This is a genomic window from Herbaspirillum sp. FG34, assembly GCF_057809315.1.
Window position 1 is genome coordinate 219508 of record NZ_JBMDJS010000007.1, and the last position, 22298, is coordinate 241805.

At 61.7% G+C, this 22298-nt stretch carries 20 protein-coding genes; 4 read left to right on the forward strand and 16 right to left on the reverse strand.

Annotated elements, in window-relative coordinates:
- Positions 1-409: 409 nt before the first annotated feature.
- Positions 410-1636: a cyclic di-GMP phosphodiesterase gene (locus ACODSZ_RS11565; RefSeq protein ID WP_175342725.1), complete on the forward strand. Its 1227-nt coding sequence runs from the start codon at positions 410-412 to the stop codon at positions 1634-1636.
- A 37-nt stretch (positions 1637-1673) separates the two neighbouring features.
- Here ACODSZ_RS11565 and glpK read toward each other — a convergent pair whose 3' ends face one another.
- The 8 genes from glpK to glpD all read right to left on the reverse strand — a co-directional run bounded on the left by glpK (position 1674) and on the right by glpD (position 11001).
- The gene (gene glpK, locus ACODSZ_RS11570) at positions 1674-3155 is read right to left on the reverse strand and encodes a glycerol kinase GlpK (protein ID WP_008325925.1); all 1482 of its coding nucleotides are present in this window, start codon (positions 3153-3155) and stop codon (positions 1674-1676) included.
- Between the two features lie 213 nt (positions 3156-3368).
- Entirely contained in the window at positions 3369-5117 is a 1749-nt protein-coding gene (locus tag ACODSZ_RS11575) for an ABC transporter substrate-binding protein (protein WP_034349793.1), read from the reverse strand.
- A 119-nt stretch (positions 5118-5236) separates the two neighbouring features.
- Positions 5237-5521 carry a DUF2160 domain-containing protein gene (locus tag ACODSZ_RS11580; protein WP_008325923.1) on the reverse strand — a complete coding sequence of 95 codons (285 nt, stop codon included), beginning with the start codon at positions 5519-5521 and terminating at the stop codon, positions 5237-5239.
- Positions 5522-5523: 2 nt separating this feature from the next.
- Positions 5524-6342 (reverse strand): carbohydrate ABC transporter permease, encoded by an 819-nt coding sequence (locus ACODSZ_RS11585; protein ID WP_085943551.1) that lies wholly within the window; start codon positions 6340-6342, stop codon positions 5524-5526.
- Positions 6335-7225 (reverse strand): carbohydrate ABC transporter permease, encoded by an 891-nt coding sequence (locus tag ACODSZ_RS11590; protein WP_008325921.1) that lies wholly within the window; start codon positions 7223-7225, stop codon positions 6335-6337. The genes ACODSZ_RS11585 and ACODSZ_RS11590 overlap by 8 nt, the downstream gene beginning before the upstream one ends.
- 3 nt (positions 7226-7228) lie before the next feature.
- Positions 7229-8317 (reverse strand): ABC transporter ATP-binding protein, encoded by a 1089-nt coding sequence (locus ACODSZ_RS11595; protein ID WP_175342724.1) that lies wholly within the window; start codon positions 8315-8317, stop codon positions 7229-7231.
- Position 8318: 1 nt separating this feature from the next.
- Positions 8319-9419: an ABC transporter ATP-binding protein gene (locus ACODSZ_RS11600; protein WP_488927624.1), complete on the reverse strand. Its 1101-nt coding sequence runs from the start codon at positions 9417-9419 to the stop codon at positions 8319-8321.
- A 49-nt stretch (positions 9420-9468) separates the two neighbouring features.
- Positions 9469-11001 (reverse strand): glycerol-3-phosphate dehydrogenase, encoded by a 1533-nt coding sequence (glpD, locus tag ACODSZ_RS11605; protein ID WP_488927625.1) that lies wholly within the window; start codon positions 10999-11001, stop codon positions 9469-9471.
- Positions 11002-11401: 400 nt separating this feature from the next.
- Here glpD and ACODSZ_RS11610 point away from each other — a divergent pair, with 400 nt between their 5' ends.
- The gene (locus ACODSZ_RS11610) at positions 11402-12160 is read left to right on the forward strand and encodes a DeoR/GlpR family DNA-binding transcription regulator (protein WP_175342721.1); all 759 of its coding nucleotides are present in this window, start codon (positions 11402-11404) and stop codon (positions 12158-12160) included.
- Positions 12161-12376: 216 nt separating this feature from the next.
- Positions 12377-13402 carry an alcohol dehydrogenase AdhP gene (adhP, locus tag ACODSZ_RS11615; RefSeq protein ID WP_488927626.1) on the forward strand — a complete coding sequence of 342 codons (1026 nt, stop codon included), beginning with the start codon at positions 12377-12379 and terminating at the stop codon, positions 13400-13402.
- A 168-nt stretch (positions 13403-13570) separates the two neighbouring features.
- On the opposite strand, the gene ACODSZ_RS11620 is transcribed toward adhP, so the two are convergent.
- The 5 genes from ACODSZ_RS11620 to ACODSZ_RS11640 all read right to left on the reverse strand — a co-directional run bounded on the left by ACODSZ_RS11620 (position 13571) and on the right by ACODSZ_RS11640 (position 17890).
- Positions 13571-14179, reverse strand: coding sequence for a PqiC family protein (locus ACODSZ_RS11620; protein WP_241822212.1), 609 nt, complete (start codon positions 14177-14179; stop codon positions 13571-13573).
- A 52-nt stretch (positions 14180-14231) separates the two neighbouring features.
- Complete coding sequence (locus ACODSZ_RS11625; protein ID WP_488927627.1) at positions 14232-14747, reverse strand: paraquat-inducible protein A; 516 nt, start codon at positions 14745-14747, stop codon at positions 14232-14234.
- Between the two features lie 11 nt (positions 14748-14758).
- The gene (locus ACODSZ_RS11630) at positions 14759-15424 is read right to left on the reverse strand and encodes a DUF3313 domain-containing protein (RefSeq protein ID WP_488927628.1); all 666 of its coding nucleotides are present in this window, start codon (positions 15422-15424) and stop codon (positions 14759-14761) included.
- A gap of 256 nt (positions 15425-15680) precedes the next feature.
- On the reverse strand, positions 15681-16271 hold the full coding sequence (locus ACODSZ_RS11635) for a TetR/AcrR family transcriptional regulator (RefSeq protein WP_241822209.1): 591 nt from the start codon (positions 16269-16271) through the stop codon (positions 15681-15683).
- 113 nt (positions 16272-16384) lie between these two features.
- On the reverse strand, positions 16385-17890 hold the full coding sequence (locus tag ACODSZ_RS11640) for a DASS family sodium-coupled anion symporter (RefSeq protein WP_488927629.1): 1506 nt from the start codon (positions 17888-17890) through the stop codon (positions 16385-16387).
- 312 nt (positions 17891-18202) lie between these two features.
- On the opposite strand from ACODSZ_RS11640, the gene nikR reads away from it, so the two are divergent.
- Positions 18203-18670: a nickel-responsive transcriptional regulator NikR gene (gene nikR / locus ACODSZ_RS11645; protein ID WP_008325869.1), complete on the forward strand. Its 468-nt coding sequence runs from the start codon at positions 18203-18205 to the stop codon at positions 18668-18670.
- A gap of 19 nt (positions 18671-18689) precedes the next feature.
- On the opposite strand, the gene ACODSZ_RS11650 is transcribed toward nikR, so the two are convergent.
- The 3 genes from ACODSZ_RS11650 to ACODSZ_RS11660 all read right to left on the reverse strand — a co-directional run bounded on the left by ACODSZ_RS11650 (position 18690) and on the right by ACODSZ_RS11660 (position 22217).
- A complete protein-coding gene (locus ACODSZ_RS11650; RefSeq protein WP_175342716.1) occupies positions 18690-19760 on the reverse strand; it encodes a HoxN/HupN/NixA family nickel/cobalt transporter in 1071 nt (356 codons plus the stop codon).
- Between the two features lie 191 nt (positions 19761-19951).
- Positions 19952-21166 carry an aminotransferase-like domain-containing protein gene (locus tag ACODSZ_RS11655; protein WP_488927630.1) on the reverse strand — a complete coding sequence of 405 codons (1215 nt, stop codon included), beginning with the start codon at positions 21164-21166 and terminating at the stop codon, positions 19952-19954.
- A 13-nt stretch (positions 21167-21179) separates the two neighbouring features.
- On the reverse strand, positions 21180-22217 hold the full coding sequence (locus ACODSZ_RS11660) for an ABC transporter substrate-binding protein (protein WP_488927647.1): 1038 nt from the start codon (positions 22215-22217) through the stop codon (positions 21180-21182).
- Positions 22218-22298: the final 81 nt, after the last annotated feature.

The window sequence follows — 22298 nt, forward strand, 5'->3', positions numbered from 1 at the left end:
CATATGAAGTGATGCGCGCATGCCACGTTGCCCGCCGGGAAGCCTCGTCAGCAGACCACTTCAGGGCCGCTGCAAAGTTTTCTCCGGTTTTAAGTCTGGCTTAATTTTCGGGGCCTAGAGTAGCCACATCGAGACCTCCTCTTTCCCCTTGTCCGCTGCGACGACATCCAGCGGATCTTTCAGCCCGTCCTTCCCCGGACGGGCTTTTTTTCGTCCGGGCCGGCACCGGCGGCCAGGAGACCGGGCCCGTCAATGGCATGGCAACGAGCAGAATCTTTCACATATGCTCAGGCATATGAGATGATTAACTACCGGCAATCCTGTCCGCGACGCCCTCGGCGCTCCACCGCCCGTGGTCAGGGATGCCAAGCCAACCCGTTCCCCGGTCAGCCGGAAAGATGTACGAGAAATGTTGAAAAAAATTAAAACGGAGGATCTGGTCCTCGGAATGTATTTCTGCGGCTTTGAAGCAGCCTGGCTGGATCATCCGTTCTGGAAGAACAAATTCCTGCTCAAGAATGAGGCCGACCTCAAGCAGGCCCATGCCAGCGGCATCGCCCATTGCTGGATCGATCCCGAGCGCGGCCTGGATGTCACCGAGCCGGCCGCCCAGGCGGACCAGACCGATGATGCAGGGCAAGCCCCGGAGCAGGTCGAGCCCCTGGCGGAACTGCCCCCGGGTCCCGACATCGACACCACCCTGCTGGACGCCATGGCCCTGCGCGAGAACGCCAAGAAGGCGACCAAGGCCATGTTCAGCGAAGCACGGCTGGGCAAGGCGCTGGACATGGAGCGCTGCGTCTCGGTGGTGGAAGAAATTACCGGCGCCGTCCTGCAAAGCCCCAACGGTACGCTCAGCGTGCTGCGCCTGAAACTGGCCGATGAATATACCTACCTGCACTCGGTAGCGGTATGCGCCCTGATGGTGGCCCTGGGGCGCACCCTGGGCCTGGACGAGAAGGCCTGCCGCGAAGCCGGCCTGGGCGGCTTCCTGCACGACGTGGGCAAGGCCTTCCTGCCGCATGAACTGCTCAACAAGCCCGGCAGGCTGACCGAGGAAGAATTCACCCAGATCAAGAAGCATCCCGAACTGGGCTACAAATACCTGAGCCAGGACCCCAACGTGCCCGACTATGCGCGCGATGTCTGCCTGCACCATCACGAAAAGATGGATGGTCAAGGCTATCCGGAGTCACTGCGCAGTGGTCAGATCAGCCTGTATGCGCGCATGGCCGCCATCTGCGACGTCTACGATGCGCTCACCTCGGACCGCCCCTACAAACGCGCCTGGGACCCGGCCGAAGCCATTTCGAGCATGGCTTCCTGGACCGGTCACTTCGACCGCGCCATGTTCCTGGCCTTCGTCAAGACGCTGGGCATCTATCCGGTCGGCTCCATCGTCAAGCTGGAATCGGGCCGTTCCGGGTTCGTGATCCGGCAGAACGCCCAGGACCTCACGCGACCGGTGTTGAAGGTGTTCCGCTACAACGACGACATGGAAATGAGCGACACCGAGATCCTCGACCTGATGGCCACGCCCGACGCCGACACCATCGTCGCCCGTGGCGGCGAAGAGTGGGCGCGCCTGAGCCACCTGGACACCATGCAGCTGCTCAGTACCGGCACACCGGACTGAGGCGCCATGACGCCGGGTCGCCCCGGCCGTGCCGCTCTCAAGCTGCGCTGACCTGGCGGATTGCCGCTTCCCAGGCGTGGATGCGCTCCTGTGCCTGTTCGCGCGTGAAACGCGGTTCGAACGTACGCTCCATGCGCCACTGCGCAGACAACTCGGACAGATCACGATAGACACCGGTAGCCACGCCGGCCAGATAGGCCGCACCCAGCGCGGTGGTCTCGGTCACCTGCGGACGGATCACCGGGATGCCCAGCAGGTCGGCCTGGAATTGCAGCAGCAGGTTGTTGGCGGCCGCACCGCCATCGACCCGCAATTCGGTAATCGGCGAGACCGCATCCTTGACCATCGCATTGAGCAAGGCCGTGCTCTGGAAGGCAATCGATTCCAGCGCCGCGCGGGCGATGTGGGCCACCGTGCTGCCCCGGCTCAAACCGACGATGGCGCCCTTGGCACCGGGATTCCAGTATGGCGCACCCAGCCCCGTGAAGGACGGCACGAACACCACCCCACCCGAATCTTCCACCGTGCAGGCCAGTGCCTCGACGTCGGTGGAAGTCTTGATGGCCTTCAAGCCATCGCGCAGCCACTGCACCACGGCGCCGCCGATGAAGACACTGCCTTCGAGCGCATATTGTTTGCGTTCATCGACCTGGCAGGCAGCGGTACTGATGAGACCGTTGTGGGAGGTGGCGCACTGGTCACCCGTATGCAGCAGCATGAAGCAGCCGGTACCGTAGGTATTCTTGGCCATGCCGGGACGCACGCAAGCCTGGCCGAACAGGGCCGACTGCTGGTCGCCGGCGATGCCGCCGATTCTGACCGCCGCGCCCAGGTGCCGGGCATCGACTTCGCCATAGATGTGCGCCGAGGCATGCACCTGCGGCAGCATGGCCGCAGGGATGTCCAGCCATTGCAGCAATTCCTCATCCCAGGCACCGGTGTGGATATTCCACAGCATGGTGCGCGAGGCATTGGAGACATCGCTCACGTGCAGGCGGCCACCGGTGAGGTTCCAGACCAGCCAGGAATCGACGGTGCCAAACAGCAGTTCGCCCCGTTCGGCGCGCGCACGCAGGCCGTCGACGTTGTCGAGGATCCAGCGCAGCTTGGTCCCGGAAAAATAAGGATCGAGCACCAGCCCGGTCTTCTTCTGGATGGCCTCGCCGAGTCCTCGTTCGCGCAGCGCCGCGCACACCACTTCGGCGCGACGGTCCTGCCAGACCACGGCGTTGTAGACCGGCTTGCCGGTAGCGCGCTCCCACACCACGGTGGTCTCGCGCTGGTTGGTGATGCCCAGGGCCGTCAGTTCTTCGGCCTTGATGCCGCTTTGCGCCAGCACCTTCTGCGCCGTCTGCAACTGGCTCTGCCACAGGTCCATGGGGTCGTGCTCGACCCAGCCCGGCTGCGGGAAGATCTGCGGGAATTCCTGCTGGGCCGTGGCGACGATGGCGCCACTCTGGTCAAAGATGATGCTGCGCGAGCTGGAGGTACCCTGGTCGAGGGCGAGCAGATAGGCCATGATGATTCCTTGCAGACGACTGAACCTCTTGGGTTCAAAAATGGAAAAACACCCTGCGCATTGCGCCAGCAATCAATAGCTGTGCGGCGTCAGGAAGATACCAATAAAGTATCAAAATAGAACTAAGCAAACCGGTCCTGCGCAAACGCGAAGACGCCATCCCGACATCGGCCGGGATGGCGTCATCTCACGCGTGATGGCGATCAGGCTGCATCAGCGTACGCGGCCATCCTTCCAGGCTTGCAGCAGCTTGTCGTAAGGGATGGTCTCACCCTTCGGCTTTTCGTTGGCCAGCTTGGCCCACGGTGCGCCCTTGTCGGACAGCCAGGTGGCCGGATCCTTCTTCGGATTGAGCTTGGGCGCGCAATGCTTCATGCCGGCGCGCTGCAGGCGGGCCATGATACCGTCCATTTCATCGGCCAGGTTGTCCATCGCCCCTTGCGGTGTCTTCTCGCCGGAGATGGCCGAGGAGATGTTCTTCCACCACAGCTGCGCCATCTTCGGATAGTCAGGCACGTTGGTCCCGGTCGGGGTCCACGCCACCCGTGCCGGGCTGCGGTAGAACTCGATGAGGCCACCGTACTTGGCGGCGTTCTTGGTGAAGTAGTCGGAACGGATGTCGGAGTCACGGATGAAGGTCACGCCGACGATGGACTTCTTCAGCGAGACGGTCTTGGAGGTCGTGAACTGCGCGTACAGCCAGGCGGCGGCCATCTGGTCCGGCGGGGTGCTCTTGAGGAAGGTCCAGGAACCGACGTCCTGATAGCCGTTCTGCATGCCATCCTTCCAGTACGGACCGTGCGGGCCGGGCGCCATGCGCCACTTGGGCGAACCGTCGGCGTTGACCACCGGCAGGCCCTGCTTGGTCATGCTGGCGGTGAAGGCGCTGTACCAGAAGATCTGCTGCGCGATGTGTCCCTGGGCAGGCACCGGGCCGGCTTCGGAGAAGGTCATGCCCAGCGCTTCGGGCGGTGCGTACTTCTTCATCCAGTCCAGGTACTTGGTCAGGGCGTAGACTGCCGCCGGCGAGTTGGTGGCACCGCCGCGCGAGACCGATGCGCCCACCGGGGTGCACTTGTCATCGGCCACGCGGATACCCCATTCATCGACCGGCAAGCCGTTGGGCAGGCCCTTGTCGGCAGCACCGGCCATGGACAGCCAGGCATCGGTGAAACGCCAGCCCAGCGAGGGATCCTTCTTGCCGTAGTCCATGTGACCGAAGACCTTCTTGCCATCGAGTTCCTTGACATCGTTGGTGAAGAAGTCGGCGATATCTTCATAGGCTGACCAGTTCTGCGGCACGCCCAGTTCATAGCCGTACTTGGCCTTGAACTTGTCCTGCAGATCCTTGCGGGCGAACCAGTCGGCACGGAACCAGTAGAGATTGGCGAACTGCTGGTCGGGCAGCTGGTAGAGCTTGCCATCCGGTGCGGTGGTGAAGCTGGTGCCGATGAAGTCCTTCAGGTCCAGACCGGGGTTGGTGTATTCCTTGCCGGGGCCGGCCATGTAGTCGCTCAGCACCACGGTCTGACCGTTGCGGTAGTGGGTGCCGATCAGGTCGGAGTCGTTGACCCAGCCGTCATAGATGGACTTGCCCGATTGCAGCGAGGTCTGCATCTTCTCGACCACGTCGCCTTCCTGGATCACGTCGTGAATGACCTTGATCCCGGTAATGTCCTCGAAGGCCTTGGCCAGGGTCTTGGATTCGTAGGCGTGGGTATCCAGGGTTTCGGAGACCACGTGGATCTCCTTGACACCCTTGGCCTTGAGCTTGGCGGCCGCGTCGATGAACCATTGCATCTCGCTGACCTGCTGCTTGCGCGACAGGGTGCTGGGCTGGAATTCGGTGTCCACCCATTTCTCGGCGGCCTTGATGTCGGCCCAGGCATTGCCCGCGATACCGGCCATCGCCATGGCGGCGACCAGCACGGTCAGTTTGATTTTCCGCATGTTCTGCATCATGTCTCCTCGTCACCTTCCCCTGAATTGGCGTGCCGGGTAGGGAAGGAGAATCCCCGGACGTCCGTTCTAGTACAGATCCGTTGCCTGTCAGATGTTGCGTATCACCTCGGGACAGGCCGCTACCCCTTGCGCATGATCAGCGCCAGCGCCACGAACCCCAGCGCTACCGCATACCACTGGTCCAGGTCGGTCAGTCCGACCCAGGCCAGGTTGATGTAGGCCGCCGTCAGCAATCCGATGAACAGCCGGTCACCGCGCGTGGTACGCATGGGCAGGAAGCCCTTGCGCTCGATGGTCGGAGAGCGCAGCTCCCACACCGTCATGCCCACCAGCATCAATGCCACGCACACGAAAAAGATCGCCACCGGCAGCGTCCACGACATCCACGAAAAAGCATTTCCCATGATCACACTCTCCCCATTGCGAAGCCCTTGGCGATGTGGTTGCGCACGAACCAGATCACCAGGGCTCCCGGAACAATCGTCAACACGCCGGCAGCCGCCAGGATGCCCCAGTCCATCCCGGCCGCAGACGCGGTACGGGTCATGATGGCGCTGATGGGCTTGGCGTTGACCGAGGTCAGGGTGCGGGCCAGCAGCAGTTCCACCCAGCTGAACATGAAGCAGAAGAAGGCCGTCACGCCCACGCCCGACTTGATCAGCGGCAGGAAGATGCGCAGGAAGAAACGCGGGAAGGAGAAGCCGTCGATATAGGCCGTCTCATCGATCTCGCGCGGCACGCCCGACATGAAGCCTTCCAGAATCCATACCGCCAGCGGCACGTTGAAGAGCATGTGCGCCAGCGCCACCGCGATGTACGTGTCCGACAGGCCGATGGTGGAATAGAGCTGGAAGAACGGCAGCAGGAACACCGCCGGCGGTGTCATGCGATTGGTCAGCAGCCAGAAGAACATGTGCTTGTCGCCCAGGAAGCGATAGCGCGAGAAGCCATACGCCGCCGGCAAGGCCACCAGCAACGACATGACCGTATTCATGGCCACGTAGATGATGGAGTTGATATAGCCCGAATACCACGAGGGATCGGTGAAGATGGTCTTGTAGTTGTTCAGCGTGGGCGCATTGGGCCAGAGCGTGAAGACCGACAGGGTTTCCTCATTGGTTTTCAATGATGTGTTCAGCAGCCAGTACAGCGGCACCAGGGTGAAGGCGATGTAGAGCAGCATCACCAGCATGCGGGTAAAGGTCTTGTCCTGAGTCTTAGTCATGTTGGCCACCCGAAGCATTGGCGTTGTTGCCGGCGCTCTGCATCCAGTTGTAGAGCACGAAGGACAACAGCAGGATGATGAGGAAGTAGATCAGCGAGAAGGCGGCGGCCGGACCGAGATCGAACTGGCCCACGGCTTTCTGCGTGAGGTACTGACTCAGGAAGGTGGTCGAGTTGCCGGGACCGCCACCGGTGAGCACGAAGGGTTCGGTATAGATCATGAAGCTGTCCATGAAACGCAGCAGCACCGCGATGACCAGCACGCCGCGCATCTTGGGCAGCTGGATGTAGCGGAACACTGCCCAACGGCTGGCGCCATCGATCTGTGCGGCCTGGTAATAGGCATCGGGAATCGAACGCAAGCCGGCGAAGGCCAGCAGTGCCACCAGCGGGGTCCAGTGCCAGACGTCCATCACCAGCACGGTCAGCCAGGCATCGCTTGGATTGGACGCGTAGTTGTAGTCGAAGCCCAGCAGATCGAGCACGTAGCCGCCCAGGCCGATGTCGGCGCGGCCGAAGATCTGCCAGATGGTACCGACCACGTTCCATGGAATCAGCAGCGGCATGGCCAGGATCACCAGCGTGGCCGAGGATTTCCAGCCTTTGTGGGGCATGGCCAGCGCCAGGCCGATGCCCAGCGGAATCTGCACCAGCAGCACGCAGAAGGAAAAGATCAGCTGGCGCAGCAACGCCGCGTGCAGCTCGCTGTCGCGCATGACGTCGCGGAACCAGTCCAGGCCCACGAAGACCTTCTGCTCGGGGCTGATGATGTCCTGCACCGAATAATTGACCACCGTCATGAGCGGGATGATGGCCGAGAAGGCCACCGTCAGGAAGACCGGAAGGATGAAGAACCAGGCCTTGTTGTTGTAGGGCTTGTTCATGGCTTAGCGTCCTATTCTCTCGTCGTTGCTGAAGTAGATCGTCTCGGGCTTGGCCAGTCGCAGCCAATGCGCGCCGGTGGCGATCTTCATCTCCGGCGCCACGCGCGCCTTCACGCTCATGCCCTCGACCTGCGCCGTCACCAGCTGGCTGGTGCCGAGGTGTTGCACCTGGGTGATCTCGGCACTGACTGCACCGGCCGTACCAGGTGCGGCCAGCTCGACAAATTCCGGACGGATGCCCAGCTTCAGCTCGCCGCTGCTGTTCTTGAGCGCCTGCAATTGCGCGGCCTCGACCTGCACGCGCTGCTGGCCCAGCAGGAGCGCATCACCTTGCACGTGCACCGGGCAGAAGTTCATGCCGGGGCTACCGATGAAGTAACCGACGAAGGTGTGATCGGGACGCAGGAACAGTGCCTCTGGCTTGCCCTGCTGCACCACCTTGCCCTCGGTCATCACCACCACTTCATCGGCGAAGGTCAGCGCCTCGACCTGGTCGTGGGTGACGTAGATCAGGGTGAGCTTCAACTGATGGTGGATTTCCTTCAACTTCTGGCGCAGCTCCCACTTCATGTGCGGATCGATCACCGTCAGGGGTTCATCGAACAGGATCGCCGCCACATCCTTGCGCACCAGGCCACGGCCCAGCGAGATCTTTTGCTTGGCATCAGCCGACAGGCCCGCAGCGCGCTGCTTGAGGTCACGGGTGAGGTCGAGCATCTCGGCGATCTCGTGCACGCGCGCCTGCACCTCGCGCTCGGCGACCTTGCGGTTGCGCAGCGGGAAGGCCAGGTTGTCGAACACGCTCATGGTGTCGTAGAGCACCGGGAACTGGAACACCTGCGCGATGTTGCGATCACGGGTGGCCATGCGAGTCATGTCGCGACCATCGAAGAGCACCTGCCCTTCCGACGGTTGCAGCAGACCGGAAATGATATTGAGCAGCGTGGACTTGCCGCAGCCCGAGGGGCCCAGCAGTGCATAGGCGCCGCCGTCCTCCCACACCATGTTCATGGGTTGCAGCGCGTAGTCCTTGAGGCTGGCCGGGTTGCCACTGTAGGCGTGACCCAGGTTCTTGAATTCGATGCGGGCCATATCAGCGAGTCTCCAGCGGGGCGCTCAGCAGGCGACCCTGTGTATCGAACAGGAAGGCCTTGGTCGCGGCGATGCTCACTTGCACCGTGCTGCCGATGGCCACTTCATGCACGCCCGACAGCTGCGCCACCAGCGGGACATCACCATGGCGCAGGTGCAGGTAAGTTTCGGAACCGGAGAGTTCGGCCAGGGTGACGCGGCACCCCAGACTCACGCCCGGTGCGTTGAGCGCCTCCAGGCGCACGTCATTGCAACGGATGCCCAGCTTGCAGGGCTGGCCTTCGGGGAGGGACAACTGGCGTCCGGCAATTTCCAGCACGCTGCCATCGCTCATGCGAATCGCAGTCTTGCCTTCACCGGTGGAGATGGCCGTGGCATCGAGCAGGTTCATCGGTGGGTCATTGAAGATCGCCGCCACCCGCGTGGAAGCGGGGCTGTTGAACAGCTCCAGGGTCGGTCCGAACTGCAGCAGGCGGCCCTCGTGCATCACGGCGGTATGCCCGCCCAGCAGCAGCGCTTCCTGTGGCTCGGTGGTGGCGTAGACCACGGTGGTGTCGCCGCTGGTGAAGAGCGAAATCAGCTCGCTGCGCAATTCCTCGCGCAGCTTGTAGTCGAGGTTGACCAGCGGTTCATCCAGCAGCACCAGCGGCGCGCGCTTGATGAGCGCCCGCGCCAGCGCGCAACGCTGCTGCTGGCCACCGGAGAGTTCCAGCGGCAGGCGTTGCAGCAGATGCGCGATGTGCAGCTTGTCGGCGATCTCGTTGACGCGCTTGGTGATCTCCTGCTCCGGCTGCTTCTGCAGACGCAGCGGCGCGGCGATGTTCTCGAACACCGTCAGGCCGGGATAATTGATGAATTGCTGATACACCATCGCCAGGTTGCGCTCGCGCACGCTCACGCCGGTGACGTCCTGGCCATTGACCAGCACGCGACCTGCGGTGGGCTTGTCGAGCCCGGCGATGATGCGCATCAGTGAGGTCTTGCCGGCCTGGGTCGGCCCCAGCAAAACGTTGATGCCACCTTTGGCTAGGTTCAGGTCCATCGGGTACAGGTGCGTTTCGGCACCGACCGTCTTGGCCACTTGTTTCAGTTCCAGGGTCACGCTGTCTCCTCGCTACATTTTTTTGATGAATGGTGTGCGGCGACCTGGCTTACGGCTGGGCCGGGTCTGGCAGACTGGCCAGCCACGCCTCCAGCCGGGCCCGGTGCTGGGCACTGGCGTGCAGGCCCAGCTTGCTCCGGCGCCACAGGATGTCGTCCACCCCGCGCGCCCATTCGTGTTGCACCAGGTAACGCGCCTCGGCCTCGTAGAGGCCCGGTGCCAGTTCTTCGCCCAGGGCGGCCAGGCTGTCTGCCTGGCCGATGATGCGCTCCACGCGCGATCCGTAGCTGCGCGCATAGCGATGGGCCAGGTCGGCCGGCAGCCAGGGATGGCGCGCCTGGACCTTGCGCAGATACGCCTCGAAGTCATAGCGCGCCACCATCTTGCCGGGTTGCTCCAGGTCACCGCCGGGCAGCGGCGCACCGGCCGTCCACGGCTGGCTCGATGCACCCAGGTGCGGGGCCAGCATGGACAGGGCTTCCTCGGCCAGCTTGCGATAGGTGGTGATCTTGCCGCCCCAGACGTTCAACATGGGGGCGCCGGCATCGTCGCATTCGAGCAGGTAGTCGCGCGTGATGGCCGAGGCATTCTCGGCGCTGTCATCCAGCAGCGGACGCACGCCCGAGTAGGTCCAGACCACGTCATCCCGGCCGATCTGACGCTTGAAGTAGCGGTTGGCCATCTCGCAGAGGTAATCGATCTCGGCGGCATCGATCTCGACCTTGCCGGCGTCGCCGTGGTATTCGAGGTCGGTGGTGCCGATGAGGGTGAATTCTTCCTGATAGGGGATGGCGAAGATGATGCGCTTGTCCGGATTCTGGAAGATATAGGCGTAGGGGTGATCGAACAGGCGCTTGACCACGATGTGGCTGCCCTTGATCAGGCGCAGGCTGCGGCCGGTCTTGGCCTGCGGCACGGCCTGCGCAAACCGCGCAGCCCAGGGGCCGGCGGCGTTGACGATGGCGCGGGCACGCACTTCTTCCTGCTGCACGCCGCCTGCATGCTGATGCTCCAGCACGGCATGCCAGATCTCGCCTTCGCGACGGGCACTGATGCACTTGGTGCGAGTGAGAATGCGGGCGCCGTGTTCCTGGGCGTCCATCGCGTTCAACACCACCAGACGGGCATCGTCGACCCAGCCATCGGAATAGACGAAGCCACGACGGTAGTCGCCCTTGAGAGGCTCACCGGCAGCGTGACGGGTCAGATTGGCGCCTTCGGAGGCGGGCAGGATCTCGCGCTTGGCGAGGTAGTCATACATGAACAGGCCGGCACGGATCATCCAGGCCGGACGCTGGTTGGCGTCGTGCGGCATGACGAAGCGCAGCGGCCAGATGATGTGCGGTGCCGAGCGCAGCAGGACTTCGCGTTCCTGCAGGGCCTTGCGCACCAGCTTGAATTCGTAATATTCGAGGTAGCGCAAGCCGCCATGGATGAGCTTGGTGCTGGCCGAGGAGGTATGCTGAGCCAGGTCATGCTGTTCGCACAGCAGCACGCGCAGGCCGCGTCCGGCTGCATCGCGCGCGATGCCCGCGCCATTGATGCCGCCGCCTACCACCAAGAGATCATATTCGAGCGTCATTCGCCGCTTCTCCGTGTTGGATCCGTATGGGTTCCGGGTTGAAACTGTATTGATGCCGTAGTGAAACTGTATTGGCTGCGACAGCGACACCGTATTGCTGCCGGGCTGCCACTGTATTGCTGCCGTGTTTCCGCTGTATTACTGCCGTATTGGTGCCGTATTGGTGCCGTGTTGCTTGTGTGCGGTAACCGTATTGCCGTCTCAGCGGTTCCGCTGTGTTTGCGTGCAACAGCTGCCGTGCAACCCCGCACTTTCCCGGGAGTTGCCAATGCACCGTAAGATAAGCGACATCCCGAAAGTAAATCAACAATTATTTGTTGTTTTATGTTCGTTTATGTTTTTTAATGTTCATATTCAATCAAAATTGTTTCCCAAAAATCAACGGATTTCGATCACCTCCATGCTCAATCCCAGGCAACAGACGCTGCTGGAATGCGTTCGCAAGCACGGCACCATTTCGGTGGAAGAGCTGGCCCAGCAACTGAACGTGACCACCCAGACCGTGCGCCGCGACGTCAAGGCGATGGTCGATGCCAGCTTGCTGGCGCGTTATCACGGCGGTGTAGGCTTGCTGTCCTCGACCGAGAACATTGCCTATCCCGAACGCCAGGTCATGCACGCCGAGGCCAAGCGCCGCATCGGCCGCACGGTGGCCGCGCGGGTGCCGGACGGCTGTTCGCTGATCCTCAATCTGGGCACCACCACCGAGGAGGTGGCGCGCGCCCTGCAGCAGCACAAGAACCTGCACGTGGTGACCAACAACCTGAACGTGGCCAATTCGCTGGCCAGCAATCCGGCGCTGGAGGTCATCATTGCCGGTGGCGTGGTGCGCGCGCGCGATCGCGGCATCGTCGGCGAAGCCACCATCGATTTCATCCGCCAGTTCAAGGTGGACATCGGCATCATCGGCATCTCCAGCATCGAGATGGATGGGGTGTTGCGCGATTTCGATGCCCGTGAAGTCAAGGTGGCGCAGACCATCATCGAACAGTCGCGCCAGGTCTGGCTGGTGGCCGATGCCAGCAAGTTCGGACGACAGGCGCTGGTGAAGATGGCGCATCTGTCGCAGATCGACGTGCTCTTCACCGATGCCCCGCCACCGCCGGAACTGGCCACACTGCTGGCAGAGACGGATGTGGAAGTGGTGATCGCGAAGTAAGCCGGCCGCGCGCGCATGCTGCAAGGGCATGCGCTGGTGCACTCCTCTTGTTTTTCAACGATGGGCGACATGGATCAATCCATGCGCAATCATCGATTGTCGTCATGCGGCACGCGGAGGATATTGACGCTTGCAGGCAGGAACAACAGTCGGCCATTGCAGCACAAGGCCGCCGCCCTGCCCTGGCATCCCGTTGATCCCCCCCGAGGAGTGCATATGACGCAAATGATGAAAGCGGCCGTCGTCCGCGAATTCGGCAAGCCCCTGTCGATTGAACAAGTGCCTGTCCCCACGCCGGGGCCGGGCCAGATCCTGGTCAAGTTCGAAGCCAGCGGCGTGTGCCATACCGACCTGCACGCGGCCCATGGCGACTGGCCCGTCAAACCCACGCCCCCGTTCATTCCCGGACACGAAGGCACCGGCTACGTCGCTGCGCTGGGTGCGGGTGTCAAGCACGTCAAGGAAGGCGACCGCGTTGGCGTGCCCTGGCTGCATACGGCCTGTGGCTGCTGCTCGCCCTGCCGCACCGGCTGGGAAACCCTGTGCGCCGAGCAGCAGAACACCGGCTATTCCGTCAACGGCAGCTTTGCCGAATATGGCCTGGCCGATCCCAATTTCGTCGGCCACCTGCCTGCCGGACTGGACTTCGGCCCGGCCGCCCCCGTGCTGTGCGCGGGCGTGACCGTCTACAAGGGCTTGAAGGAAACCGAGGTGCGCCCCGGTGAGTGGGTGGTGATCTCCGGCATCGGCGGCCTGGGCCACATGGCCGTGCAATACGCCAAGGCCATGGGCATGCACGTGGTCGCAGCCGACATCCACGATGACAAGCTGGCGCTGGCCAAGAAGCTGGGCGCGGACCTCACCGTCGATGGCCGCGACCACAATGCGGTGGCCGAAGTCCAGCGCATCATCGGTGGCGCGCATGGTGCGCTGGTGACGGCGGTCTCGCCCAAGGCGATGGAACAGGCGTTCGGTTTGCTGCGTGCACGCGGCACCATGGCGCTGGTTGGATTGCCCCCGGGCGACATCAGCCTGCCGGTGTTCAATACCGTGTTGAAGCGCATCACCGTGCGCGGCTCCATCGTCGGTACGCGCCAGGACCTGGAAGAGTCGCTGGTCTTTGCGGCAGAGGGCAAGGTGGCGGCGCACTTTACCTGGGACAAGCTGGACAACATCAATGCCATCTTTGCGCGCATGGAAGAGGGCAAGATTGATGGGCGGATTGTGCTGGACTTGACCTGAGTCCCCGAAGCCGACGTAGAGCAGCGACATCAAAAATGGCAGCCCCTGCCGGAAGCTGCCATTTTCAGTGCACCTGTAGCTCTCTCATCACTGAGACGACGATATCTGCCGTCACATCGGGATGCAGACCTCCCAAAGCCGATCCCGCCTGTGAGGATGACTCCGGTATTACTTCAAGATCGCAGCCACTGCCCTTGCGGCGACGGCCACATCCGCGGCCACACTGCTGGAGAGTTTCTGGAATGCGATGACCTGGCCTTCGGCCCCTTCCACAATATCCAGATTCAGACTGGTTCGTCCGACGATGCTCTCATCTTCCGGGATCGCTTTTACCTCCCATTCGACGATGCCGGAAAAACGACGGCCTCCGCTGAAATCAGACTTGCTCAGCGTTGCGGCAATCTGCAGCCTTCGCGCTTTTCCTTTATCGCTCTGGTAATACAGATCCACTGCATCCAGTCGCTGCTGTAGCGCCAGGGAAATCGCCGCCCGCAGTTCGTCGGGGAGCGGTGCCGTCCACCGGTCGGCAGATGCCGGGGTCATGCTTCCATCGCCGTGTCCAATCATGATGCGTGAGGTATTGAGCGCTTCCGCCGTCCTGATCGGTAGCACCTCAATGAGCAGCGCATCGCTGTCGCGACTGGTGATATGACCCGAATTCTTCATGTCGACATTCACATAGTTGGTCAGCGTGTGATACCGCATGCCGGTGCTGCTGCATGCGACCAATCCAATGGCCACTGGCAACGCAATCAACAGGCAAAGCAGTTTGCTCATCCGGCGGGCACCCAATGCGTGGTGCTGATGCCGATCTGGCCCATACTCCATCTCACCTCCACAAGTCACTTGAGTCGCTGACCAGCAATGCAGCGAAAAGAACGATCAGCATACTCAGCGATGCCAGGGCGATGCCAGGCACCACGGATGCAATGAGGCTGACCTGGCTGATGGTCACCAGCATTCCGATGATGTACATCTGGATCATCGTGCAGGGCCGCATCCTGTTGAAGACGCGGACAATCCGGTAGCGGGAGATCGCTTTGGGCGGCGTACCGCGTAGCAACCTGAGCGCCATCGACAGCATCTCCAGCAATGGATACACAATGGTGGTGATCAGCATGATGAGATACACCGGTCCGGATCCAGCGGAGTTGGTCAACGTCAGACATTCGATCATCGTGACGCTGACCACTGTGCGCCCGACCATCATGTCGGCAATCGGGAAGATGTTGCCGACGACGAGAAGGAACAGCGCAGAAAACACCAACGGCAATCGCAGGTCTGCCTTCATGCCAATGCTCTCGACGAACTCACCTGCTTCGCCCGCTTGCACATGGATAGTCAAAGGTCGCCGTGCTAACGCAGTTGGACCAGCAGTGCCTTCGCACCTTTATCAATCCCTGCCTTGGAGGCACTGAGAGCGCCCATACTTGCCCCGATATCCCATGGCTTGGGATACTGCTTGGTGATGTAGGCCTTGAGCAGTCGCTTGTCCGAGGCGTCGTACACCTCGACCGAATAGATGATGGAGCCACCGACGAGGGCCTCCCGGTCACGCGCATTCTGGACTGCGTTGTAGAGGCCGCCGCCAATGTCGAAACGGGTAAAGGTCGATATCACGGCGGTGTTGGTCTGCGCACCGGTCAGGGTGAGCTTGATCAACAATGTCTTGCGCGTGCCTGCATTGGTCAGGCTGAAGCGACTGCGCAACTCCTCGGCAAATTTCTGTTGCATGTAGTTGGCCAGCGTCGCCTTGTCTTCCTCGCTCATGCTACCGAACTGATTATCAGCGCCCCGATAGATGGTAACCGGCGGCAGGACCGCGGCCTCATAACTCGTCCAGTCGACAGCTTGCGAATAGGAAAAGGGGACACGACCGGTACTGTCTCCTTCATTGGCGGTCAATACCTTGGACGAGTCGATCCCCGTGTATTTCACGGGATCCGAACTCGCGCACGCGGTCAATATGGCGCAGACAAGCGCAACGAAGCACAGTCGCTTCACCGTATGGGAAGAACGCATGATGTATATCCTTTGTAATGTCAGGCCTGGCCTCAATCGCATGAGCGAAGTCCGCAGCGCGGCGTGAAGTTGCCAGGATAGCCAGAGGTTAACGACCCATCGCCACCGATCAGGCTGGGGATGGGGCACGGCGGCTGCACTATGGCCATAGCGCAAGATCACTATAGCACCGAATTGCCTGTTTACATACCGTCCGGACGGTTTTTATTTTGAACGAGACCGATATGCCACGCAAGTGCCAGCGGCACCCGGCGACTCAGTGCTTGCGTGGCTTGGATTGTTGGGGAGAGTTCTTTGTCCAGCGCGACTCATCGAGCAGGAGATCAAAGCAGCGTTGCCGCTCCTGCTCGGAAAGTGGGCACATATTGAAGAGCGAGGTCCAGAGCAAGCCGCGCGCAGCGGTCCACCGGAGAATCGCCAGGTCAGGGTCAGCGGCCTCTTTGCGGATGGCCGCAACATGCTCGGCGTCGGTCATCTTGACTCCCTCCACGAGCGAGGGTTGCTCGCTGATGGCACCAAGAATGGCCAAGGCCACCGAATGCGGCTGTTTGGAGGCTTCACGCAGAACTGAAATCTGCATGGCCAGGGCAGGCTCGGAAGAATGCTTCCCCTCCCCGTCCAAGAACTCACGTGCGAAATGGCCGAAGTGCACACGCTGGTTGTCCAACAGCGCCACCAGCACAGCCTGCTTGGTGCGGAAATGATGCAGGACGCCGCCCTTGCTGATTCCGGCCTCTTTGGCAATGGCGTCAATCGTCAGCTTGTTTGCCCCGTCACGTGCGATCACAGAGAGTGCAGCTTGGATGATGAGCTGCCTCGATTTTTCCGAGCGTGTGGAGTTGTCCATTTCTTGAGCGTCAAGGCTGGCTGGCGAAGCCCGACACAATAGCCGTTTCTGCCGAGGGGCGCAAATGCTCCGGCTTCGCCCCACGAGGTCCGATCGGGATCAATGTCGGTCTCCTACCAGAATCCCAACACCTTCCACCACACCATCCCCACCGTCGCAAACACCAGCAATTCCACCACCGCCATCACGAAGCCCACTCCCCACCACTTGCCCATGGAGACGTAGCCGCTGCCAAAGATGATGGGCGAAGTGCCGGTAGCGTAATGGGTCAGCGTCATCATCACGCCCGATCCTGCGGTCATCATCAGCATGAAGGGTGCCACATACTGCGGCGGCAGCAATTGCGCGCCCACCGTGAGGAAGGCCAACATCATCGCGCTGATGTGCGCCGTGGTACTGGCAAAGAAGTAATGCGACAGCACGAACACCAGCAACAGCACGCCGGCCACGGCCATCCAGCCCATGCCGCTGGCGACGATGGCGGCCTTCATGCCTTCCGAGAACCAGGCCACCACGCCGGTCTTGTTCAACTGCTCGGCCAGCATCACCAGGGCGCCGAACCAGACCAGCGTATCCCACGCGCTCTTTTCCGAAAGCACATCGTCCCAGTCAATCGTGCCGGTGATGATGAGCACGAACAATCCGACGAACGCCACCACCGTGGGATCGAGTGTGAAGGCCACTCCCAGCAGCATCGCCGGGACATTGGCCCACAGCAGCAGCAACAGCGCAAAGGTCCCCAGCATCACCTTCTCGCTGGCTCCGAGCTGGCCCATCTTGTCGAGCTCGCTGCGGGCATAGTCCACCGCATTGGGCGTGGACTTCAGCTCCGGCGGCGAGAGCAAGTAGATCACCATCGGCATGATCAGCAGGCACACCAGACCGGGCAGGAGCATGCACAGCGCCCAGGTGGTCCAGGACAATTGCAGCGCATGGCCGGTGGCCTTGGCCACGTAGTTGACCACCAGCGGATTGGGCGCGGTGGCGGTGAGGAACATGGCCGAGGTGATCGGATTGGCGTGATAGTTGACCAGCGCCAGGTAGGTGCCGACCTTGTTCTGCGTGCCCTTGGCCGGATCGGAATCGAAGGCATTGGCAATCGACTTCATGATGGGATGGACGATGCCGCCGCCACGCGCCGTATTGCTGGGCGTGAAGGGCGCCAGCACCAGTTCGCAAATCGCCAGGCCATAGCCGATGCCCACCGTGCGCTTGCCCAGCAGCGCGATGAACATCAGCCCGACACGCCGCCCCAGCCCGGTCTTCTTCAGCCCGCGCGAAATCAGGATGGCCACCACGATGAGCCAGATCAGCGGATTGGAAAAACTGGCCAGCGCATCGGCAATCGCTCCCTTGGACGAGGTGGACGTCACTTGCGAGAGCGAGACGATGACGATGGCCATCATCGCCATCACGCCGATGGGCATGACCTTGAGGATGATGGCCACGATGGTGGTGAGGAAGATCGCCACCAGCGCCCAGGCCTTGGGCTCCAGGCCGGCCGGACAGGGGGTGAGCAGCAGCAGGATCAGTACCGCCGTGGCAATCAGGGCCGGCACCAGCTTGAAGGGAACAGCGTCGTTGAAATACTTGAAGGTGGCTTTGAGTTGATTGAACATCGCATCATCCTGAAGACTATGAAAGCAAGATGGCCGCACAGCCTGTTGCCGTGTGGCCATCCTTGCGCCAGTATAGTCAGCCGTCCGCTGCGCCAGCGCCGGAGAGTGTGGATGTTTTGATCTACGCCAGCATTAAAGTGACTTTAATGCTCTTTGGCATCACCGCAGCGAGACGCCGTCATTCTCGGCCATGGCCGAACGGCAAGCAAGCGTGAGCGGTACAGTCGATCCGTCATGGACGCATGCCCGCGCATTTTGACCACAGCGGCGCCGCATTGTTATGATCCCGCCTATCACTCTAGGGGAATGGCAATGCAGCGCTGGACAATTTCGGTCGATGACGACCTGGCGGCAGAGTTCGACAGGTTCGTGGACAGCAAGGGCTATTCGAACCGCTCCGAAGCCTTCCGTGACCTGGTGCGCAAGGAACTGGGACAGACTGAACTGGAGGAGGGCAAGTCGCGCTGGTGCGTGGCCACCGTCAGCTACATCTACGACCACCATGAGCGCATGCTGGCCAACCGGCTGACCCAGCTGCAGCATGAGCATCACGACGTCGCCATCGCTTCCCAGCACGTCCATCTGGATCACGACAATTGTCTGGAGACGACGATCCTCAAGGGACGCGTGGACGAAGTACGCGCCTGCGCCGACGCGATCATTTCACAAACCGGCGTGCGGCATGGGAACGTCCACATCGTGCCGGTCGAGATGAAGAGGGAAAAATACGTGCGCGCCACCCACGGGCATGGCCACGTTCATTTTCATCCGAAGTCTTGACGCGCGCTCAGGGAGGCGCTCAGCGGATATCCGATGCGGGCGGCAGATCCAGTTCGTCATAGCGCCGCCACTTGTAGATCAGCAGCGATAGCAGCCAGGCGGCCACGAAGAGCCCGATGATGAGATAGCCGATCACGCCGAAGCTGTCGCTGAGCCGACCGATGAAGTCCCAGAAAGCACCCGACAATTCAAGCTTGTCCGCCATCAGCCCCAGCACTTCGATACTGCCCACCAGTACCGCCACCAGCACCGAGACAAAGGTGATGGTCATGTTGTAGTAGAGCTTGCGCACAGGCTTGACGAAGGCCCAGCCATACGCGCCCAGCATCAGGATGCCGTCGGTGGTGTCGATCAGCGACATGGCAGCCGTAAAGAGCAGCGGGAACAGCAGGATGGTCCAGATCGGCAATCCATTGGCCGTCTGGGTCGCCGAGATGCCGAGCAGGGAAATTTCGGTGGCGGTATCGAAGCCCAGCCCGAACAGGAAGCCCAGCGGATACATGTGCCAGCTGCGCGTGATGAGCTTGAACATAGGCCGGAAAATGCGCGCCATGAAGCCACGATTGCCCAACAGCAGATCCACGTCTTCCTCAACGTAAGGTTTGCCACTGCGCAGGTCGCGGAATTTGCGCCAGACGGACCTGAGCACGATCAGGTTCAGCATCGCGATGAGCAGCAGGAAGAAGGCAGAGACCAGCGTCCCGATGATGCCGCCGATTTCATGGAAGGCTTCCATATGCGTCTTAAGAGCCATCGCACTCAGTGCCAGCAGCAGGCAGGCGAGAATGACCACCGTCGAGTGGCCCAGCGAAAACATCAGGCCGACGGCCACCGGCTTCTTGCCATCCTGCATCAGCTTGCGGGTCACGTTGTCGATGGCGGCGATGTGATCGGCATCCACAGCGTGCCGCAGCCCGAAACCATAGGCCAGAAACGCCGTCCCAAGCAGCAGGGGCGTCTGCCGGAACGCCAGATACGCCGCAATCCAGACGGCAACGTTGAAGAAAATCAGGAAGGCATAGATGCCAATGAGCTTGTTCCGCAGTTCGGGGGCGGCGTCATTGAGCACGGTGCGCAAGGATTGAAGCATGGCGGCCTGGCAATGGGCGGCTGGCTCCGGAAAGAGCGCCGACCTTCATATGATTAAAAAATAAATCATCATACTCTTTATCGCTGACCATGAGCTGACTGCACAGCTTGTGCCGATAGGATGACGGCAGAAAAGAGAACGCCCCGTTGCACAAGCTGCACAACGGGGCGCTTTCCAGGCATGCAGAAAATTCATGCCCGCATGTGCATCCATTCCTTGCGTGCCTGCTTCAGACGGGCCACGCCTTCGATGATCTCCGCGGGTTGGGCGTTGGCGAAAGACAGCCGCCAGTGGCCCGCCTCGGCCCGGGTCGCGTAGAAGGCGCTGCCGGGCACGTACATCACGTTGTGGCGTACCGCCACCTGCAACAGCGCGCTGGCGTCCGTGCCATCCTGCCAGCTGGCCCAGATGAACATGCCACCTTCCGGCGCGATCAGCGAGAGACCATCACCGAAGGCTTCGCGCAGGGACGACAACATGATCGCGCAACGTTCGCGATAGGTGGCGATGATGTGAGGCAGGTGCTCCTCCAGATGACCGTCCTGCAGATAGCGCGCCGCGACCATCTGCATCCACGGCGCAGTACACAGGTCACCGGTCTGCTTGGCGATGACGGCCCGACGCAGGATCTCGCCGGGGCCACACATCCACCCGATACGCAAACCCGGTGCCACGGTCTTGGACAGGCTGGACAAGTAGACCAGCCAGTCGCGCGCGCCTTCGATCTCATGCGCGACCTGCAGCAGGGGCGGTTCGGCCTGCCCGGAGAACCGCAGCTGGCCGTAGGGATCATCCTCGATCACGATGAACTGGTAACGCACCGCCAGCGCCAGCAAGTGGCGCCGCCGTGCCAGCGGCAAGGTGGCACCGGTCGGATTGGCAAAGCTCGGCACCAGGTACAGCAGCTTGGGCCGGGCGCCCGCCAGCAGCATGGCTTCCAGCGCACCGGTATCCATGCCTTGGCCATCACCGGGGATTTCCATCAGCTCGGCACCGGCCAGGCGCAGGGCCTGGATCGCCGCCGGATAGCAGGGCCGCTCGATGACCACGCCATCGCCCGGTTCCAGCAGGATGCGCAACAACAGCTCAAAGCCCTGCTGCGAACCGGTGGTCACGATCAGATCACCCGGATCGGCACCGCCGATGCGCTTGCGCGTGAGCTCCCTGAGCACCTGCGCCAGCTGCGTCGTGCCCTCGGTGGCGCCATATTGCAGACAGGCCGCAGCCGCGCCGTCGAGCAGGGTGGCGGCGCTCTTTGCCAGCCCTTGCGTATCGAACAGCGACGGCGCCGGATAACCGCCGGCAAAGGAGATCATGCCGGCTTGCTGCGTGTACTTGAACAGCTCCCGGATGGGCGAGCCCTGGGGCGACTGGAAGGCCGGATTGAAACGATAGGCTGCGGTCATGATCGACAAAAGCTTATTGCTCGATCATGCGGTTCCAGCGGTTGTTCCACTCGGAGCGCTTTTCGTTGACGGTGTCCCAGTCCACGGTGTTGAGGTTCCTGGTCAGCACTTCGCTCTTGCCCAGCTTGGCTTGCGCGGCCTCCGACAACGGCACGTTGCGGTTGACCGGAATGGAGTTGGCCAGTGCCATGCTCTTGGCCTGTACCGCCGGGGTCAGCAGGTATTCCAGCAGCTTCTGGGCCAGTTCAGGCTCGCTGTTGCCCTTGATCGGGCAGGCGCCGGTCATGAGCAGCACGCCGCCTTCCTTGGGGGTGACGAATTCGGCCGGGATGCCCTTGTCCTTCAGATTGGCGATACCGGTCACGGTCAGCGGGAAGATGGCCGCTTCATTGGTCTGCACCATCTCGGAAATCTTGGCCGAGCTGGAGAGGTATTCGATCACGTTGGGGCCGATGGTGCTGCCCCATTTCTTGAAGCCGGGATCGACGTTCTTGTCGGTGCCGCCCACCAGACGGTTGAACATCATGAAGCCATACAGACCGAAGGTGCTGGCGGAGATGGATTGGAAGACCACCTTCTGCTTGTACTTGGGATCGGCAAAATCCATCCACGAGGTCGGTGCCGGCCAGCCCTTCTCGGCGAACAGCTTCTTGTTGTAGCCGATGCCGAGCACGCCCATCTCGATGGCCACGGCCTGGTCATTGGCCAGACGCGCGAAGGGATAGACGTCCTTGAGCACGGCGGCGTCCTTGACCTTCTCGCACAGGTTCATGTTGATGGCGCGGTACATGATGCCGTCATCGAGGAAGGCCACGTGCATCTGCGGCTTGTCGCGCTGGGCCTGCATCTTGGCGATGATGTCCGAAGAGGTGCCGGGCACCACCACCACCTTGACGTTGTTGGCCTTCTCGAAGTCAGGGAAGATCGAGGCGGTGTAGTTCTTTTCCATCGTGCCGCCGTTCATGCCGACGTAAATGGTCTTGGTCTGCGCCTGCGCGCCCGTGGCGAGCAGGGTCGCGGCGATTGCACAGGTGACTGCCAGGGTCTTCATCTTCATTACTGCACTCCTTGCCGGTTTGCCGTTGTGGATCCCGCTTGCGCGGGCGTGGGTCGTGGGATGCCCTGCCGGATC